Genomic DNA, 20,043 nt, shown 5'->3' with positions numbered 1-20,043 from the left:
CGCGCAGCGCGAGCAGGCGGCAGCTGCGCGACTTGGCGCGACGCGGAAGGCTAAAAGCGCGGCGTCCTCGCGCAGCTCCACCAATGCGGGTTTGGTTGCTACATCCGCCGACGCGCTCAATTCGTTCGCCCGATGCAGCACCGCAGGCGGCTCTCGTTCTTCGGGGGTGGTAAACAAGTTGCCGGACGCGGGCTCGGCAGTCAGCGCCCCAATGGGAACGGCGAACAGCAGCCCCGCGATGACGCTCCATGCATGCGCGCTGGATACCATGGAGCGCATCCTTCAGCTCAAATCCATCGCGTGCGAGGAAAGCGCTCTACACGGGCTTGGGCACTGGCAGCGGGACTACAGCGAGAAGGTCATCCACATCGTCGCTGGCTTTTGCGATTCGCATTCTGCGGCCGACCCGCGCCTTTCGGCCTATGCCCAAGCGTCCTGTGACCCTCGACGACCGTTCCAAGGGCAAGGCGGTCTGTTCCGCAATCTCGGGCCGATCGCAGATGGCAGGTAGAATGCGGTACATAGCCGATCTCGACACGAGTCCTGGTAACATGATGTGTTTTGGCGAAGTCGGTGCCTGCTTCTATGCCAAATGGCTTATGCACCCGCTTCGCCGCGCCGAAGGCTACCTCGGAGTGCGGTTGCGCAAGCGCTTCATCATGACGCCAGAAGTGTCGGTATTGGTGATGCTGAGCGACTGCACCGGTCAGGTAACGGTTTGGCAGCTAAGGCGAGCTAGGATGTAGTTGTCCTCGCCGACAGGCCAGCCATGAGACTGCTAATGCCTCAACATTGCGATGATGAATTGGCTACTATCGCGCGAGACATCTCAGCGAAGCAACTTCATATTGAAAGCCAAACCATCTTGATTGAAGTGCTTGAACGGGACGGACACGACATGATTGAGCAAAGAAGAAGTCTTGCCCAGGAACGATCAGACCTAGCAACGCAAATCGCGCGGCAATTCCGGCTGCTAGAGGCAAGGTGCACATCGGGCGACTGAGTTCATTGCGGACAGTCATGAAATGATAGACCGTCGAAAGCTCGAGCGCATCGATGTGGACGAGGTGGCCTACATTTCAGGCGACGGCGCCAGCTTACGCTGTCGCGTGGTCAACATGTCGGAACACGGGGCATCCATTGAGCTTCCGTCGAAGCAGTACATGAACTCCACATTTAAGCTAATGCTCGAGAAGGATCGCATCATCCGAAGTTGCCGCCTGGTCTGGTCGAGTGGCAATCAAATTGGAGTCGCGTTCGAGGATTTCTGAGGCTGAGAAGCTCATTTACAGCCCGGCCCTAGAACGGATTTTCGCGGTATTTTCCCCGGCATAGATAGTTGATCCGACAATAGGCTTATCCGCTCGTGGTCGCCCGAGGAAGAACCACAACTTCTTGCGCTGTTCGATAGGAGTGTGACCGCAAGCGAGCGGCCACCAGTTAGGCCGCACTCGCCTGGCGGTCTTCGGTCGATTGCAGCGCTTCCGCAAGCAGCAAGGTCGAGTAAGCCGCAACAGCGGACGTGTCTTCGCGCAAGGGGCGGGTTAGTCGAAGGTCGTGGCGATTAAACTCGCCGCCGTCCCTCCTGAGGGGTGTGAACGCAAACCCGCTGCACTTGGGCCTCGCCGCCAGCGATCAATTCGAAGGCGTGCTGGTCGCATCTCGATCCGCTGACGGTTTTCATGGCGGGCCTTTTGCACGCGCCGGTGTAGCGAAGCCCGCGAGCCGGGCGACTTGTCCCTGATGCCTTGTTGTATCGCCGTCGACGGCAAAGACCGGATCGCTGAGCTGGGAGAGGTCCAGAAGTGAGTCACCCCGTGCAGGTTCGCCGCTCCCTCCGCGGCAGCGGCGGCCACCGCAAGGTTTCGGCTTGGCTCGGCATGGGAGAGATCATGCGCGGACAAGCATCCACCTAGGCCCCCGGCAAGCGTCCGCAAACCACCCTCTCCGCGGCCTCTGGGCACAACTCAGGATGGCACCCGTAAATTTCCCAATGTCGCCCGCCTCGGACCGGCGGGAAGATGACACCTATGAAAATCTCGAAGCCGAAAGAATGGAGCGACGTCGAACGCAAGAAGCTGTCGGCGATGATCCGCCGGCGGTACGGCGCGGCGGAAATTGCCGCAGCTCTTCGCCGGCATGTCGGCTCAGTCAAGCGGATGGCGCGAGAAATGGGGCTACTTCTAAAAAAATGACTATTGAACGAGTTTCGTCGATCTATTGCAAGAGAGAAAGCCTGTCCGCGTTCAACCGATGCCTGGCCTTAGGTGCGGAGCGATCAGGCTCATTCGGTGTAGGAACGGTGGCGCTCGGCCTCGACCGATTCGTTTGACGCCAAACAACGTCGTGCCCGCTCGATCTGTGCCTCGGTGGCGCCGCGACTTCGGGCATACATCTCGGCCACGGGCGCTGTGTACTTCGCGACATAGTATCTGACGTCCGTACAAGATACGCGCCCGGAGGGGCTGTGATTGCGCGCTGCGAACGCTTCGTAGCTCGGAGCGATTAGCAATACGACAGCAGCGCCGAGAGCACGCACAATCATTCTGGTCATTCCCCCCATCTGAAGACTTCACCGCAGCAGGCCTGAATCGCGTCGAGCGCGCAAATTAACAATCACGCGATGGTGCAAAGTATTCCGACACTGTTGCTTTGATGCGTCGTCTTCGTCACTAGGCTGAGTTTCGGTCCAGCCGAGCCGCTGCGGCGGTCGATCTATGACGCCGCTGGGTTCCAGACAGAGGCAGACAGGAACAAGGGAACGCTGATCAGCTATGATGAGCTTCTGATCTAACCCATTGAAGAGATGGACCGGGCAAATGTTGCGCCCGACTTCGGACTACGATGTGCTCGCACCACACAGCCGACTGACCTCGCTCTTGGAGATGCCGGTCATGCCGATCGCCTGCACCAGATCGCCCGCCGAGCGGGTGGAGACACCTTGCACATAGGCTTCCTGCACGCCGATCATCTCACGCAACAGATCGGACGGGTCTTCTCCACGAGCCTGCGCAAGTTCATCATGTCATCGGTGGAATTCCTCGGTTGCGTTGCGTGTCGCAACCCGGTCCTACCGGAGAACTGCCGGTGCCCCCCGCAAAGCCGCCCGCTAGGGCGCGATTGGCGGCGCGCGTCCGGGCGGCTTTGCTCTACCGAGCTAACACCACCTCCGGGGACACGACCCGCAGCCCACAGCGGGTCCAGCACAACCCTAAATGCCGGGTAAGCTGCTGGCGGTACTTTGTGCGATGGCGAGATCCAAGGGCGGCCTTGTCCGCGGGCGGCAGTCGCCCTGAGCTCTCCATTTTGCCTCCGAAAACCGTGAGGCCCGAGCGGCAAGTGTAGCTGCTTGCCGCCCTCAGCCGTCGACGCGCGGCGATCCACCGAGAAAACCATACGGCCAGCGTGCGAAAGCGAACAGAACCGATGGCCCAATTTAACTAGTCTGGGGGTGGTCCCAATCGCGGGCCATCTGTTCTGGGGCAGCATGATAGAGGGGCGTGCAATGGACGCTCGTGCGCGACTTGATGGTTGTCATTTCGCTCTGCGCCAACGTTTTGAGGCACTCGCGTCTCAAGTATCGGAACTTGAGGACCTTCGAGACCGAGTAGCCAAGGCCGAGCGCAGAATCGTCGGTGTGGCACGCGAAACTAGAGCCAGGAAGGCGGTTTACGAGGGCAGCGCGGTGGGCCCGGCCATCAACGCGATCATCTGAATCAGCGTAAGAGTCCGGGCTTTGACGACTGAATTAGCTGCTACCCGCCCCAACCGGGGGGCAGGACCTTGGAAATTCGTGATTACCGACCGCAATTTGAGCAGATGTCCGCCGATGAGTTGTGGGCTCTCTACACGGACGTCGATCAGATTCTCGCGGCGAGGATCGTTGCCAAAAAGCAAGAACTCGACAGGCGACTCGAACAACTCCACCATAGCAACGGATCTGGCGGTTCATCAGAGTTCAGCATCCGCATACCATCATTGGGGCGCGACCGGCTCTGAGGAGGGCGTCGCGCTTGCCGCATACCTTGTGGGCGAACGAACCTTCACACAGGTGATCGGGCCATCGGTCGATGTCTGCCGGCGGTCGCTTCGGCTTGTGGCTGCACGTGTCGTCCTGGCAATAGACCAAGACCGCGGCCCAGAACCAGCTAATGTCCATAACCGGGAGCGATGGCAATGCAACACCATAGCATCGCCGACGTTAGCTGCGTGATTCTTCAATGCTTGGATACATATCAAATCGCTAGCGTTGAACCGCTCGTGTTGAAGTGTTTCCCAGATATCGACAGGCATACGCTTTGGCAGGCGTACAACGTCGCCTTGGTGGCATACACGTCAGGCACTGCTTCACCACCAACAACAGCAAGCAGCAGCCGCGCAATAACTGAGTTTGAAAAATGAACGTTGAGACACTGAGGGCGACCGCCCCGGGCGGAGGCTGCGTGTCAGTTCAAATTTGACTGGCCGGCCAGTCTTATTTTGTCGGACAGTCGCGCGGTCGGCCGCATATCCGCCCCGGCGCAAGGTCAGCGACTTTCAAGGCTACGACGTCGCAGCCGCGCAGTTTGCTGTCGATGGCGACGTTGACAGCGCCAGATCGCGCATACGGCCTTCGACCCGGGAGCTTGGTTCGGATTGACCAGACGTGCTTCGGACGGAGCGGCGGCTTTGCGCCGATCTTCCCCTTGTTCCAAGGAGCGTCTTTCGAGTGCCACCGACATGGCGATCCCAGTCATCGAACCGGATGGCAGCGAAGAACGACTCATCGATCCCATGCCCCTCGTTGAAAACGGACCCGGTACCACCGCGATCACGTCCAACATTGAGGGCATCCTCATCGTCACAGGACGCTTACTGCGACAATGCTTGCGCCGTTCATAGCCCCATCCTGGGTCCTTTAAGCCGAGCGCCAAGGCCGCGGGCAGCCAATCTGCGTGAAGCGGATGGGAGACACGGCCGACGCCGCGATCGGGATCGATCGCGTTCATTCCGGTCGGTAGGACCACGCCGCACCTGATCGGCAGCCAGAATTCAGGACCGCTCCGTTGGTAGTCGAGCTTAGCTCGGCTGGCCACGCCGCTCCATCTGTGGCAAGCTCGATTTTATTCAACGAGCTCAACAGGTATCTCGCCACCCGACATCGGGTGCCGTAGAGGCCAGCAGTTGAACCCAGTCTTTCGGTTCGGCGCACATGGACAGCGACTTCCAGGTGTTATGGGAGGACGACGACCGCATCTTTTGCCGGGCATCGCGCCAGGGCTCCGATGGTGGCCGCAAAATTGTGCTGGCCGTGCTTCCCGCCGAGCACGCCCCATCAACGAGCCGGGATCGCCTGGCTCACGAATATGCACTAAAGGACGAACTCGACAGCGCGTGGGCCTTGCGGCCGCTCGAACTTGTCAGTGAGGGCGGCCGGCCCGTGCTGCTGCTCGAGGAGCCCTGCGGCGAGCCGCTGGAGCGCCAGCTCCAAGCGCCCATGCAAGTGGGAACATTCTTGCATCTCGCCGTCCACATCACGGCGGCTCTTGGCAAGGTCCATCAGCGTGGGCTCGTGCACAAAGACATCAAGCCGCACAACATCATCGTGAATCGCGCGACCGGCGAAGTCAGACTCACGGGTTTCGGCATTGCCTCGCGACTCCCGCGCGAGCGCCAATCACCCGAACCGCCTGAGACCATCGCCGGCACCCTGGCCTATATGGCACCAGAGCAGACCGGACGAATGAACCGCTCGATCGACGCGCGCAGTGATCTATACGCGCTGGGCGTCACCTTCTATCAGATGCTCGCCGGCGCGCCCCCGTTTACCGCAGCCGATCCGATGGAATGGGTGCACTGCCATATCGCCAGGAGGCCTGTGCCACCCGCCGAGCGTCGGAAGCAAGTGCCCCATTTCCTTTCGGCCATCATCATGAAGCTGCTCGCCAAGACCGCCGAGGAGCGCTATCAGACCGCGGCCGGTCTGGAGAGCGATCTCCGGCGCTGCCTCGCCGCCTGGGAGGCTCGGCAGGGGATCGACGACTTCCCCCTGGGCGAGCGCGACATCCCGGACCGGCTGCTCATCCCCGAGACGCTCTATGGGCGCGCGCGAGACATCGAAGTCTTGCTCGCGGCCTTCGACCGTATGGTCCAGAGCGGCACGCCTGCGCTGGTGTTGGTCTCGGGATACGCCGGCATCGGCAAGTCAGCTGTCGTCAACGAGCTGCACAAGGTGCTGGTGCCCTCGCGCGGCCTGTTCGCCGACGGCAAATTCGACCAATACAAGCGCGACATTCCCTATGCCACACTGGCGCAGGCGTTCCGCAGCCTGCTCCGGGGCCTCCTGGCGAAGAGTGAGATCGAGCTGGCGCCCTGGCGCGATGCCCTGCACAAGGCGTTAGGCCCGAACGGCGGGCTATTGGTGGACCTCGTCCCCGAGCTGAGGCTCATCATCGGCGAGCCGCCGCGGGTACCCGACCTGGCTCTGCAGGATGCGCAAAGGCGCTTCCACCAAGTGGTGCGGCACTTCATCGGCGTGTTCGCGCGACCGGAGCATCCACTGGCGCTATTCCTCGACGACCTGCAATGGCTAGACTCGGCGACGCTGGACCTGCTCGAGGATCTGCTGACTCAGGCGGATGTGAGCCATCTGCTGATGATCGGCGCTTACCGCGATAACGAGGTCGACGCCGCGCATCCTCTGCGGCGCAAGATCGCCGCCATCAAGAATTGCAGCGGCATCGTTGAGGAGATCGCGCTAGCGCCGCTTGCCACCGAGCATGTCGGGCAGCTGATCGCCGACTCGTTGCGTTGCGAGCCGAGTTATGCCGCGTCCCTGGTGCAGTTAGTGCAGGAGAAAGCGGGCGGCAATCCGTTCTTCGCCATCCAGTTTCTTTACGAGCTCGTCGAGGAGCGTTTGCTTGCGTTCGATCATACGTCGTCGTGCTGGACGTGGGATCTCGATCTCATTCGCGCCAAGGGCTATACCGACAATGTGGTGGACCTCATGGTCGGCAAACTCGCGCGCCTTCCGGCCGACACGCAGGCAGCGTTGCAGCAGCTCGCCTGTCTCGGTAACACCGCCACGATCACGCTGTTGGCCCTTGTTCTGGGAAGATCGGCGGCTGAAGTCGACGCAGCGCTGTGGGAAGCCGCGCACGAGGAGCTGGTCGAGCGACGGCAAGGCTATTACAGATTCACCCACGACCGAGTGCAGGAAGCCGCCTATTCAAGCAAACCGGAAGCCGAGCGTGCGGAAGCCCATCTCGCCATCGGCCGGCTGCTCGTGGCGAATACTCCCACAGAACAGCACGGGGACGTGATCTTCGACATTGTCAATCAGCTCAACCGCGGCGTTGCGTTGATCACCTCACGAGACGAACAAGCGAAGCTGACCGAGCTCAACCTGCTCGCAGCCAAGCGCGCCAAAGCGTCCACCGCTTATGACTCGGCACTGACTTATCTCAATGCCGGCGCGGCACTGTTGCTGGAGGATTGCTGGGAGAGCAGGCATGAACTTGCCTTCTCGCTGGAGATCAACCGGGCAGAATGCGAGTTTCTGACCGGCGCGCTGGCGGAAGCGGAGCGACGCCTGATGGTTCTCTCAGCCCGTGCGGCCGGCCCTGTCGAGTTAGCCACGGTCTCATGCCTGCGTATCGATCTGTACACGAGGCTCGATCGGAGTAGCGATGCAATTGCTGTTGCTCTTGATTACCTCCGCCACCTGACCATCGACTGGCCCGCCCATCCGACGGAGGAGGAGGCGCGAGGTGAATACGACCGCGTCCGGTCCCAACTTGGCGGACGCCGTATCGAAGCTCTGATCGAACTGCCCTTGATGAGTGATCCGGTGTCTCTCGCAACTCTGGGCGTGCTGACCAGGCTGCTGCCGCCTGCACTATTCACGGATTTGAACCTCTTTTCCTTGACCGTTTGTCGAGCGGTTAATCTCAGCCTTGAGCACGGAAACTGCGATGCCTCGTGCGTTGCCTATATGAGGCTTGGGATGATTGCCGGTCCTCGCTTCGGCGACTACGAGGCGGGATCTCGGTTTGGTCTGCTCGGATATGAATTGGTCGAACGGCGCGGATTGACGCGATTTCATGCGCAGGCCTACATGCTCTTCGGAGCGCACCTCGCGCCATGGACGCGACATGTCCGGACTGCGCGTGATTCGCTGCTTCGGGCTTTCGATGTCGCAAACAAAACCGGCGACCTCACGTTCGCCGCGTACGCCCGCGTCAATCTGAATTCGAATCTGCTCGCGGCTGGTGACCCGCTCGCCGAGGTGCAACGCGAAGTCGAGAGTGGCCTCGCGTTTGCGAAAGCGGCACAGTTCGGGCTGGTCGTTGACGTTGTCGTCAGCCAACTGCAGCTCGTCCGAACCCTGCGGGGGCTGACGTCGAAATTCGGCTCCTTCGACGATGAGCAGTTTGAAGAGCTTCAGACGGAGCGCCGGTTCGCCGAGAATGCCAACCTCATGCGGGCGGACTGCTGGTATTGGATCCGAAAGCAGCAGGCGCGCTTTTTTGCAGGCGACTACGCGGCTGCGATTGAGGCCTCACAAAGGGCGCAGCGGCTGCTGTGGACGTCCATATCGCAGCTCGAAACCGCCGAATACGAATTCTATGGTGCATTGTCGCTCGCGATGGCCTGCGCTTCCGCCGCGCCTGCCCAGCACCGGGAGTACCTCGCGGCACTGGCGGCGCACCGGAGACACATCCAAATCTGGGCAAAGAATTGTCCGGAGAATTTCGAGAATCGCGCAGCGCTTGTCGAGGCGGAGGTCGCCCGCTTGAAGGGCCGCGAGCTCGATGCCGAGCGCCTCTATGAACACGCTATCCGCTCGGCCCGCGCCAATGGCTTTGTTCAAAACGACGCGCTTGCCAACGAACTCGCCGCACGCTTCTACGCGGCGCGCGGGTTTGAGAGAATCGCTCGTGCGTACTTGGCCGACGCTCGGCGTGCTTATTTGCGGTGGGGAGCTGATGGCAAGGTGCGGCAGCTCGACCGCGTCTATGCCCACCTGGCAGAGGAAACACCGGCGCCCGGCTCGACGAGCACGATCGGGGCCCCGCTGGAGCAGCTCGACCTCGCTACAGTCATCAAGTTGTCGCAAGCGGTCTCGGGCGCAATCGTCCGGGAGAAGCTGCTCAGCACCGTCATGCGCGCCGCTATCGAGCACGCGGGCGCCGAGCGCGGCCTGTTGGTTCTGTCGCACGGGGCTGAGTTGCGAATTGCCGCCGAAGCGACCACCGACGGCGACACGGTCGTCGTGCGGCTGCACGACGAGCCCGTGACTGCAGCGCTCCTGCCGGAGGCGATCCTCCACTACATCTTGCGTACGCGGGAGAGCATCATCCTCGATGATGCCGCAGCCCAGAAACCGTTTTCAGCGGATCCCTACATCATTCAGCGTCAAGCGCGCTCTGTTCTCGGCCTGCCGGTGATCGCTCATGCCAATTTCATCGGCGTGCTGTACCTGGAAAACAATCTGGCTGCGCATGTCTTCGCGCCGGGTCGGATCGCGGTGCTAAAGCTGCTCGCCTCGCAGGCGGCAATCGCGCTGGAGAATGCTCACTTGTACCAGGATCTCGCAGATCGCGAGGCTAGGATTCGGCGCCTGGTCGAGGCCAACATCATCGGGATTATCATCTGGGAGCTTGGAGGTCGGATTCTGGAGGCGAATGATGCGTTTCTCCGCATCGTAGGATACGATCGCGAGGATCTCATTTCGGGCCGCCTGCGCTGGACTGACCTTACACCGCCGGAGTGGCTCGACCGCCACATGCAATTGTGGATTCCGGAGCTGAAGATGATGGGGAGCGTGCAGCCGTTCGAGAAGGAATATTTCCGCAAGGACGGCAGCCGCGTGCCCGTGTTGATCGGCATGGCTGCATTCGACGAGCGACGAGATTACGGCGTCTCTTTTGTCGTCGACCTGACGGAGCGCAAGCGGTCGGAAGAGGCTCTGCGGCAGAGCGAGGAGCGCTTTCGCACCCTTGTACAATTCTCCTTCGACGTCTACTGGGAATCCGATGCGCAGCATCGCTTCACCCGCCAGGAGTTCGGCCAAGGTCTTGCCGACGCGCCGGCGCCTGGCTCTGAAATTGGGAAGACGTGGTGGGAAGTGCCCTATTTGGAGCCTGACGCGGAGGCCTGGCGCAAGCACCGGGAGACGCTCGATGCCCACCTGCCGTTCCGTGATTTCGAGCTGGCGCGGCCTACGCCTGACGGCGGCAAACGCTACGTGTCCATCTCGGGACTGCCGGTCCTCGACAATGCAGGGCGCTTCATCGGTTACCGCGGCGTCGGACGGGACACCACCGCGCGCAAGCAGGCCGAAGAGACCTTGCGGGAGGTGCAAAGGGAATTGGCGCATGCGAACCGCCTCGCCACCATGGGTGAGCTCACGGCCTCGATCGCCCATGAAGTGAGCCAGCCGATCGCTGGCGCATCGATGAATGCCGATGCCGCCCTGCGTTACTTGAACAGAAACCCGCCGGATGTTGGGAGAGCCAGGGACATGCTCGGTTATGTTGTGAACGACAATGATCGAGCCCGCGACATCATCGGGCGGATACGTGATCTCATCAAAAAAGCACCGCCCCTGAAGGATCGCCTGGATATCAACGAGGCGATCCGGGACGTGATCGAGCTCGCCCGCAGCGAAGCGCTGAAGAACGACGTCGCGATGCAGACGGAACTCGGAGACGGTTTGCCACTCGTCGAAGGTGATCGCGTCCAATTGCAGCAGGTGATCCTCAACCTGATGGTCAATGCCATCCAAGCCATGGGCACTGTCGCGAGGGGATCGCGAAACGTGCTCATTACGACCGCTCGGGCGGAATCTGACGGCATTATCGTCGCGGTGAAGGATTCGGGACCAGGATTGGCCCCAGACGCTCTCAAGCGCATATTCGACCCCTTCTACACGACGAAGCCTGACGGTCTGGGGATGGGACTGTCGATCTGCCGCTCGATCATCGAAGCGCATGCCGGGCGCTTGTGGGTGACCTCCAATGCGGCCCATGGCGCGACTTTCCACTTCACGGTGCCAGCCCATCCGGGCAGCGCGTCGTGACGATCCCGCATGGTTGCTTTTGAAACCCCGCTCCGGCGTTCACGCCAGTTCCGATGTGTCAATCTGGAGTGGGCCTGGGGCCGGACAGGGGCGAATTCAAGATTTGGCGGCATTCGTCCTTCGAAAGCCCGGCATAGCTCGCCCGCAACCATCTCAAGTCGATCTTCTCGAAGACGGGAGCGCACCGCCAGTCGGAGCTGGTCACGCTGGTTTCGCAGTTGGGGTGAGCATTTGGCTTGTGCCGTAGGCGCTCACGGATATCGCCCGAGCGCGAAAGAACCTCGACCTTTTCGGCCCTTCAGCTGAAGGGTGGCGGCCTTAGCGGTTCGCGCTCCACCTTCATTTTCGGGTCCGAGCCGCCACGGACACGTTCATCAGCAAGAGAAGCAACGCGCTGCTCGCCTCGTACCTCGCCACCACGCGTTTCCTCGCTCTTCCTCGCATGATGGCTTTGCGGTCGCGGGAGCCAATACTCCACTCCCAGCCCCGCGAACGTTTGCGCATCTCGAGCTCGAAGAACGAGAAGTCGTCCAAGCCCACGACATTGTCTCCCAACGAGTTTGACGCCATTCCGCGACTTAACGACCTGCCGGCACCTTGTCCCACACGGGGGCAAGACCGCCGCCGTGCAATGGGGGGCCGCGGGAAGCGATATGCCATCCCCCTTTGGGTGCGCCTCCCCCAAATGGGCCACGCCAGGAAAAACAATGGCGGGTCGGCTCTGGGGTTAACCAAGGGCGTCAATGACGCCGAGCCTCGGCCAGCCGAGGAGGTCACAGGCGCTGCCTCCTCCCATGCCACCGACCCTGACCTTGCTGAAAGGCCGCTAACTTCAATTCCCTGGTTACTGGAATTCTGCAGGGAAAACGCGGCTAAAGCGCCACCCCTGGGCGAGGGCCGGGTGAAACGCCCTGAAAATTCAAGCCTTTGGTAGCCAAAGCATGCCATCTCGGAACAGGGAAATTTCGATCGCGAACTGGGACCTGCGGCAGCGTTAGCAGGCAACCGGCAAGTGTTCATCGCGCCACCTGCCTGTGGTGTCGCAAGCACCGCGAAAGTGGCTTGCCTTGCGTGTTCAATACGCAGCAAAGACCACAAGCGACCGGCTCGAACTCCGCTATGAGATCCGTTGAGAGTTATTCACGGAACGTCCCCTCGGCGCGACTCGCACCTGGAAGCCGGCCATCCTTCAGAAAGAGTACGTTAGATGTGGAGGAGAAAATCCTGACTGGTCAGTGTATTCGCAGTTACATTGGTCAAGACAATTTCCATATCCGCCGCCCCTTCGCTCTGCGCAGTGGCCGAGCTGTTGACGTAGACAATCGTATTCGCGCCGCTCTGAATCCACCCGATACTGTGCGCGGCGACTTGGGCGCTCCCGCTTAGCAAGCCTTGGACACTCGTCACCCCCGCGATCGCCGAGGTGTCGATGATGTCTGTACCATGAACGAAATCACTGATCGTGTCGTGGCTTGCAACCGTGGAATCGGAAACCGCAGCGAATACGAATTGGTCGCTTCCCGCTCCTCCTATTAACGTGTCGGCACCTCCTCGGCCCTGGATCACGTCGTCTCCTGCTTGCCCATCCAGCGTGTTGCTGCCGGCATCGCCAAAAATGAAGTCAGCGAAGGATGACCCACGGACGGCATTCACGCCGGTGAAGGTATCTGTCCCAATGCCTGCGAGGTCACCGGAGGCCGTCCCGCGAGAGTTGCCAGCGGCGAGGTCGACTGTCACCCCATCCAGCGCATTGTAGAACGCAATCCGGGTATTGCCGTTTCCTGTGATGGCATCATTGCCGTCCATTCCCTCGAACTCGTTGAGGGTGCCGAAATCGCCGGCGTTTGCACCTGAAGTGCCAAAGCTGGTTGCGACATAAGTATCGTCGAAATTGGTCCCACGGATCGCTTCAATAGATCGGAGGGTATCCGTTCCGATGGAAGCGTCGCCGGCCACCACGCCTGACGCCATATCGACTTGAATACCTGAAACCGAACCGTCGTTGTTGTAGAACGCCCTGTCGAAGCCAGTTTTACCGTCGATGAAGTCATTGCCGCCGCGACCGGCAAAATCTTCCGCTGTACCATTCGGATTGTTGGAGCCGGTGATGGTATCGGCGAAGGAGGACCCTGACACCGAACTAACGCCCGAGAAGCTGTCGGTGCCTACCGACGCATCGCCGGTTGCGGTACCCGACGCGCCGCTGGTGGTGCTGGTCCAGCTATTGAGGCCAAACGTGATCGTCACGGGACCGGTTGCATTGGTGTAGATCAGCCGCGTGTTGCCGTTGCCGGTAATGGCATCGTCACCACCAAGTCCCTCGAACTGGTTGAAGCTGCCGTTGTTGCCGACGTTAAGAGCGCCTGCGAGGCCGTATCCCGTTGCCACATAGGTGTCGGCAAGGACGGTTCCCTGGATGGCCTCGATCGAACGCAGCGTGTCCGTACCGATCGAGGAGTCGCCCGTGGCCGTGCCGGACGCCATGTCAATGGTGACACTGCCGGTCGATAGATAGATGTTGTTGTAGCTGGCGGTATCGAATCCGCCGCGACCGTCAATCGCGTCGTTGCCGCCAAGCCCGGTAAATATCTCGTTGATGCCGCTTCCCGACAAGGAATCGGCGAACATCGTGCCCATGACGGCATTGACGCCCGTGAACGTATCGCTTCCGACCGAGACGTCCCCGGTAGCCGTGCCGGCTGCTATATCCACCACGACGCCTGCGGTCGCATTGTTGAATCCGAGGCGCGTGTTACCGTTGCCGGTGATGACGTCGTTGCCGCCCTCGCCGGTGAACTCATTGAAGGTGCCCAATGATCCAGAGTTCGTGCTGGTGTTGCTAAATCCGGAGGCGCTGTAGGTATCGGCAAAATTGGTGCCGCGGACAGCTTCGATCGACACAAGAGTATCGGTGCCGACAGTGGCATCTCCGGTCAGGGTGCCAGCCGCGAGATTGACAGTGATTCCTGACGTGGTGGTCGGATCGTTATTGTAGTCGACGCGGTCGAAGCCGCCGCGGCCATCGATCACGTCGTTGCCAACGAACCCCGCAAACACCTCGACCGTGCCGAATCCATTGTTGCTTCCGAAAAGAGTATCGGCGAACGAAGAGCCCCAAACGGCAAGAATCCCCGAGCCAACAAACGTGTCGTGACCAACGGAGCCATCGCCATCCGCCGCTCCGGCTGCGATGTCGACAGTCACACCGGCGGTGGCGCTCACATAGGAGACCCGCGTCAGAGCCGCGCCTAAAGGATTCACGTCACTCAGAATGGTGTCGTTGCCACCGCGGCCCTCGAACTCGTTGAACCCGATCGGCGTACCGGGCGTACCGGTGCCCCCGGCGAAACCGGTCGCATTGAAGGTGTCCGCAAAATCACTGCCAACCACGGCTTCGATCGCGACCAGCGTATCGGTACCCGCTCCCGGTCCGGATACCGTTCCCGCCGCAAGGTTCACGGAGATCCCGCCCGTGGCATCGGTATAGACAGCGCGGTCAAAATCGGCCCCGCCATCGAGCAGATCGTTGCCGCCGAATCCCTGAAGCCGATCATTTCCGGCGAGGCCGGAAATTGCATCCGCTTGACTCGTTCCGAGCAGCATATCCGAGCCCGAGGTGCCGTTGGTGGCGTTGGGAAAGATGAAGTCGCTCTGCTGGAGGCTTGTTACACCTATCAGCGTCAGGGTATTCCCGCTTCCGACATCGATGATGGTGTTGCCGCCGCTCACCGTTGCCTTCGATTGAACATCTGCGAGCGTGAAGAAGCCTGACAACCCTGTCAGATCGATCGTGTCGCCTTGGGTACGGTTAAAGTCCGTGATGGTGTCTGCTCCGTCACCATCGGCGTAGACAAAGGTGTCGGCGCCGTTCCCGCCGGTCAAGGTATCGGCGCCACCGCGGCCGTCGATCCGATCATTGCCGTCCCTGCCGTCGAGGGCATTGGCATTGGCATCGCCCAGAATGACGTCAGCGAAAGCTGAACCGCGGACGGCATTCACGCCGGTGAACGTGTCTGTCCCGACACCTGCGAGGTCATCGGAGGCCGTCCCGTGGGAATTGCCGGCGGCGAGGTCGACAGTCACCCCATCGAGAGCATTGTAATATGCGATGCGGGAATTGCCGTTGCCGGTGATCGTGTCATTGCCGGCCATTCCCTCAAACTCGTTGAGGGTACCGAAATCGCCGACATTTGCGCCGGAGACGCCGAAACTGGTCGCGACATAAGTGTCGGCGAAGCCGGTTCCGCGGATCGCTTCGATGGATCGGAGGGTGTCCGTTCCGATCGAAGCGTCGCCGGTCACCATGCCCGAAGCCATATCGATTTGAATACCCGACGCCGAACCATCGTTGTTGTAGAACGCCCTGTCGAAGCCAGTTTTACCGTCGATGAAGTCATTGCCGCCGCGACCGGCAAATTCCTCCGAGGTGTTGTTTGGATTGTTCGAGCCGGTGATGGTGTCGGCAAATGACGACCCCGACACCGAGCCGACACCGGAGAAGGTGTCGGTGCCTACGGACCCATCACCGGTTACGGTACCCGACGCGCCGCTGGTGGTGCTGGTCCAGCCGTTGAGAGCGAAAGTGATCGTCACGGGGCCGGTTGCATTGGTGTAGATCAGACGAGTGTTGCCGTTGCCGGTGATGATGTCGTTACCGCCCATTCCCTCGAATTGATTGAAGGTGCCATTGTTGCCGACATTGGCATAGGGAAGGCCGGTCGCGGGATCGATAGCGCCGGTGACGCCGAAATTAGTCGCGACATAAGTGTCGGTAAAATGAGTGCCCTGAATGCCTTCGATTGAACGCAAGGTGTCGGTGCCGCTCGAGGCATCTCCGGTCAGCGTTCCAGCTGCAAGGTGAACGCTGATCCCCCCCGTCGTGAAGGTCAGGTTGGCATATTGCGCCGTGTCGAAGCCGCCTTTTCCGTCGATGAAATCATCGCCGGCAAGGCCCATGAAGTTCTCATTGGCGCCGCTTCCAGCAAAGGTGTCGGCAAACATCGAGCCCATGACGGCGTTGACGCCGGTGAATGTATCGGTACCCACGGAGGCATCGCCGGTTGCAGTGCCCGCGAGGAAATCGACAGTCACGCCGGCGGTTGATTGCGTATACTGGAGTCGGGTGTTGCCGTTGCCGATGATGCCATCGTTGCCGCCCATGCCTTCGAAATTGTTGAAGGTGCCGCTCGATCCGGCATTGGTGCTGGTGCCGCTGAAACCAGCGGCATCGTAAGTATCGGCGAAGTTGGTGCCGCGGACGGCTTCCACTGAACGCAGCGTATCGGTCCCGATTGTCGCGTCGCCAGTGACGGTACCGGCCGCAAGATTGACAATTAAGCCCGTGGTGGTGGTGGCGTCGTTGTTGTAGACGGCAAAATCGTAGCCGCCGCGGCCATCGATCAGATCGTTGCCGGCACGAGCCTCATATTGCTCGAAAGTGCCGTTCGGATTGTCGCTGCCCCGCAGCGTGTCTCCAAATGCTGACCCAATGACCGAATTGACATTGGTGAAGGTGTCGTTGCCGACTGATGCATCGCCGTTCGCTGTTCCCGCGGCGAAATCAACGACCACTGCCGCTGTCGCGCTGACATAGGAAATGCGGGTCAGAATCTCTCCGGAAGGATTGACCGTGCCGGCGATGATGTCATCTCCCCCCATGCCTTCGAAGCTGTTGAAGCCAATTGGCGTGCCAGGCACCCCGGAATTGCCGCTGAAACCGACCGCCGAGTAGTGATCGGCAAAGTTGCTGCCCTGGATGGCTTCGACACCGACCAGACTGTCGGTGCCGACACCCGGACCCGTCACGGTTCCTGCCGTCAGATCGGCGGTGATGCCCCCGGTCGCGTCGACATAGACCGCTCGATCAACGCCCGACAAACCGTTGAATGTGTCATTACCGCCGAAGCCTTGGAAGGCATCGTTCCCGGCGGTCCCTGTCAGGGTGTTGTCGCCAGCATCGCCGAGAATGGCGCCGGGCACGCCGACAGAATAGACCACCGCGCCGCTGGTTGCGGTGTTGCCAGCCGCATCGCTCACCCGGGCGGTCAGCGCGTTCGGGCCGCTGTTGAGCGTGACCGTGGTGCTCCAGGTCCCGTTGCCCTGCACGATGGCGGTGCCGATTGCGGTGGTGCCGTCCAGGATGGTGACGGTGGCGCCGGCATCGGCAACGCTCACCGTGCCGGTGATGGTCTGGCTGGCCTGGTTGACGGGTCCGCCGGTGCTGGTGATGGCGACCGTCGGTGCCGTGGTGTCGAGCGTGAAGCTCAGCGCTGCGCTCGTCGAACCGTTGCCGGCGACATCGCTGAACTGCGCCGTGATCTGTTTGGTGCCATCGGCTCCGAGATCGCCGTCGGATACGGTCAGGCTGACGCTGCCTGCCGTCACGTCGGCGGCTGTGATCACATGCGTGACCGGGTGCGCCAGCGGCGAGCCGCCCAGCAACAGCCGCACGGTATCGCCGATGGCATCGGTCGGGTTCAGCGCCACCGTGAAGCTCGGCGAGGTCGCCGAGGTAATGTTGTCCGTGCTCGAGGTACCAGTATCCAAACCCGACGTCAGATCTGGGGTGCCACCGGTCGGTGCCGTCGTGTCGAGGGTGAAGTTTAGCGAGGCCGAGCCAATATTGCCAAAAGTGTCGGTTTGGCTCGCGACGATGGTGTGCGGTCCGTCGGCCAGCCCGCTCGGCGTAAACGACCAGGCGCCTTGCGCATCAGTGGTCACTGTCGCCGCGATCAAGCTGCCGTCGATGGTGAAGTGCACCACCGTGTTGGCGAGGCCGGTGCCGCTCAGCGCCGGGTTGGCGGTGACATGGTCGGTGGCCGAAGTGCCGGTGTCGGCAACCAGGGCCTCGGTCACGGTCGGGCCGGTGGTGCTGAGCGTGTAGACCACCGCGCCGCTGGTCGCGGTATTACCGGCCGCGTCGCTCACCCGAGCCGTCAGCGAGTTCGGGCCACTGCTGAGCGTGACCGTGGTGCTCCAGGTCCCGTTGCCCTGCACGATGGCGGAGCCAATCGTCGTGCTGCCGTCCAGGATGGTGACGGTGGCGCCGGCATCGGCGACGCCCACCGTGCCGGTGATGGTCTGGCTGGCCTGGTTGACCGGTCCGCCGGTGCTGGTGATGGCGACCGTCGGTGCCGTCGTGTCCAGGGTGAAGCTCAGCGATGCGCTCGTCGAGCTGTTGCCGGCGGCATCGCTGAACTGGGCCGTGACCTGTTTGGTGCCATCGGCTCCGAGATCGCCAGCGGATACCGTCAGGCTGACGTTGCCTGCCGTCACGTCGGCGGCCGTGATCATCACCCGCCGCGCCTTCACCACGATGCTGTCGCTGACCGGGCTTGCCGCGCTCGCCGGGTTCTCTCCGCTGCGCTTCGTCTCTGAGGCCATGGCACAGTCGGCCGGCGATGTAGCGAAGCCCGTGTCGCTGCCCGACATGGCGCTCGGCCCGAAGGATGCCGCCGTCACCATCACCGAATACGCCTCAATGACCTGCCCACACTGCGCCGCCTTCAATGAGCAGGTGTTCCCGAAGATCAAGAAGGAATACATCGACACGGGCAAGGTGCGTTACATCTTCCGCGAGTTCCCGCTCGATATCAAAGCCGCCGCCGGCTCGATGCTGTCGCGCTGCATCGCCAAGGACGACGCGCCCAAATACTTCGCGGTCACCGACATGCTGTTCCGCCAGCAGAACGACTGGGTGATGAAGAACACCACCGAGACCCTGACGCGGATCGGCAAGCAGGCCGGCCTCACCCAGCAGCAGGTCGAAGCCTGCCTGAAGGACCAGGCGCTGCTCGACAAGATCGCCGCCGACCAGAAATATGCCAGCGACGTGTTGAAGGTGGATTCGACGCCGACCTTCTTCATCAACGGCGAGAAGATCAAGGGCGAGACCTCGTTCGAGGATTTCGCCAAGAAGATCAATCCGCTGCTGAAGAGCTGATTCGCACGCGACAATCCTGATTCGCGCATCTAAAGCCGTATCTTTCCCGGGATAAATCCCTTGGGAAAAGCGGCTTTCGCCGGTTGCCCTCGCGGCGCACCACGGCCATTGTCCAGCCGCATGAGGCGCCTCGCGCGACTCACCCAGAGAGCGACATTGCCTTCCATGGTATTGTCCCGGCAGGGGGATTCGCGCCTGCCAACAGAGATGCGTGCTTATGAAAATCACCCGCCTGCGCCTTCACGGCTTCAAGTCCTTCGTTGAGGCCACGGACTTCGTCATCGAGCCCGGCCTGACCGGCGTGGTCGGCCCCAACGGTTGCGGCAAGTCGAATCTCGTCGAAGCGCTGCGCTGGGCGATGGGCGAGACCTCGTACAAGTCGCTGCGTGCCGCCGACATGGACGCGGTGATCTTTGCCGGCTCCGGCAACCGTCCGGCGCGCAACCACGCCGAAGTGACGATGACGATCGACAATTCCGATCGCACCGCGCCGGCGGCGATGAACGACAGCCAGTTGCTCGAAATCTCCCGCCGCATCGAGCGTGAAGCCGGCTCGGTCTATCGCATCAACGGCCGCGACGTGCGCGCCCGCGACGTGCAGATCCTGTTCGCGGATGCCGCTACGGGCGCGCGTTCGCCGGCTCTCGTCCACCAGGGCAAGATCGGCGAAATCATCCAGGCCAAGCCCGAGCAGCGCCGCCGCGTGCTGGAAGACGCCGCCGGCGTTGCAGGCCTGCATGCCCGCCGTCATGAGGCCGAGCTGCGGCTGAAGGCCGCCGAAACCAACCTCACCCGTGTCGAGGACGTGATCGGCCAGCTCGCAGGACAGATGGAAGGCCTGAAGAAGCAGGCCCGCCAGGCCGTGCGTTATCGCGAGGTCGCGGCCAAGGTCCGCAAGGCCGAAGCCACCCTGTTCCATCTGCGCTGGATCGGCGCCCATGCCGACGTCAACGAATCCGGCCAGACCCACGATCTCGCCGTCCGCGAGATGGCCGAGCGCACCCAGCACCAGGCCGAAGCCGCCCGCATCCAGGCGATC

General features: G+C 61.5%; 7 protein-coding genes and 2 pseudogenes. 5 read left to right on the top strand and 4 right to left on the bottom strand.

What is annotated here, in order from left to right:
• A pseudogene (locus tag MOV75_RS06860) lies at nucleotides 1-270 on the bottom strand (glucan biosynthesis glucosyltransferase H); the annotation flags it as partial.
• Between the two features lie 755 nt (nucleotides 271-1,025).
• Here MOV75_RS06860 and MOV75_RS06855 point away from each other — a divergent pair.
• Both MOV75_RS06855 and MOV75_RS06850 read left to right on the top strand, forming a co-directional pair.
• Nucleotides 1,026-1,271: a PilZ domain-containing protein gene (locus MOV75_RS06855; protein WP_247005259.1), complete on the top strand. Its 246-nt coding sequence runs from the start codon at nucleotides 1,026-1,028 to the stop codon at nucleotides 1,269-1,271.
• Between the two features lie 759 nt (nucleotides 1,272-2,030).
• Nucleotides 2,031-2,195: a hypothetical protein gene (locus MOV75_RS06850; RefSeq protein WP_246917341.1), complete on the top strand. Its 165-nt coding sequence runs from the start codon at nucleotides 2,031-2,033 to the stop codon at nucleotides 2,193-2,195.
• Nucleotides 2,196-2,284: 89 nt separating this feature from the next.
• On the opposite strand, the gene MOV75_RS06845 is transcribed toward MOV75_RS06850, so the two are convergent.
• On the bottom strand, nucleotides 2,285-2,545 hold the full coding sequence (locus MOV75_RS06845; protein ID WP_247005260.1) for a hypothetical protein: 261 nt from the start codon (nucleotides 2,543-2,545) through the stop codon (nucleotides 2,285-2,287).
• 312 nt (nucleotides 2,546-2,857) lie between these two features.
• Nucleotides 2,858-2,962: pseudogene (locus tag MOV75_RS06840) on the bottom strand (transposase); the annotation flags it as partial.
• Between the two features lie 2,229 nt (nucleotides 2,963-5,191).
• Between MOV75_RS06840 and MOV75_RS06835 the strand changes: the two are divergent.
• On the top strand, nucleotides 5,192-11,062 hold the full coding sequence (locus MOV75_RS06835; protein WP_247005258.1) for an AAA family ATPase: 5,871 nt from the start codon (nucleotides 5,192-5,194) through the stop codon (nucleotides 11,060-11,062).
• 1,203 nt (nucleotides 11,063-12,265) lie between these two features.
• Here the strand turns inward: MOV75_RS06835 and MOV75_RS06830 are convergent.
• A complete protein-coding gene (locus tag MOV75_RS06830; RefSeq protein ID WP_247005257.1) occupies nucleotides 12,266-18,355 on the bottom strand; it encodes an Ig-like domain-containing protein in 6,090 nt (2,029 codons plus the stop codon).
• Between MOV75_RS06830 and MOV75_RS06825 the strand changes: the two genes are divergently transcribed.
• On the top strand, nucleotides 18,348-19,004 hold the full coding sequence (locus MOV75_RS06825) for a DsbA family protein (RefSeq protein WP_246929470.1): 657 nt from the start codon (nucleotides 18,348-18,350) through the stop codon (nucleotides 19,002-19,004). The two genes, MOV75_RS06830 and MOV75_RS06825, sit on opposite strands and share 8 nt — an antisense overlap.
• A gap of 217 nt (nucleotides 19,005-19,221) precedes the next feature.
• Nucleotides 19,222-20,043 (top strand): AAA family ATPase (locus MOV75_RS06820; protein WP_247005256.1); only part of this gene is annotated, 822 nt, incomplete at its 3' end.

The sequence above is a fragment of the Bradyrhizobium sp. PRIMUS42 genome (assembly GCF_023006515.1).
Classification (GTDB): domain Bacteria; phylum Pseudomonadota; class Alphaproteobacteria; order Rhizobiales; family Xanthobacteraceae; genus Bradyrhizobium.
The sequence above is the reverse complement of the archived record's forward strand: the minus strand, read 5'-3'. Positions and strand labels throughout refer to the sequence as shown.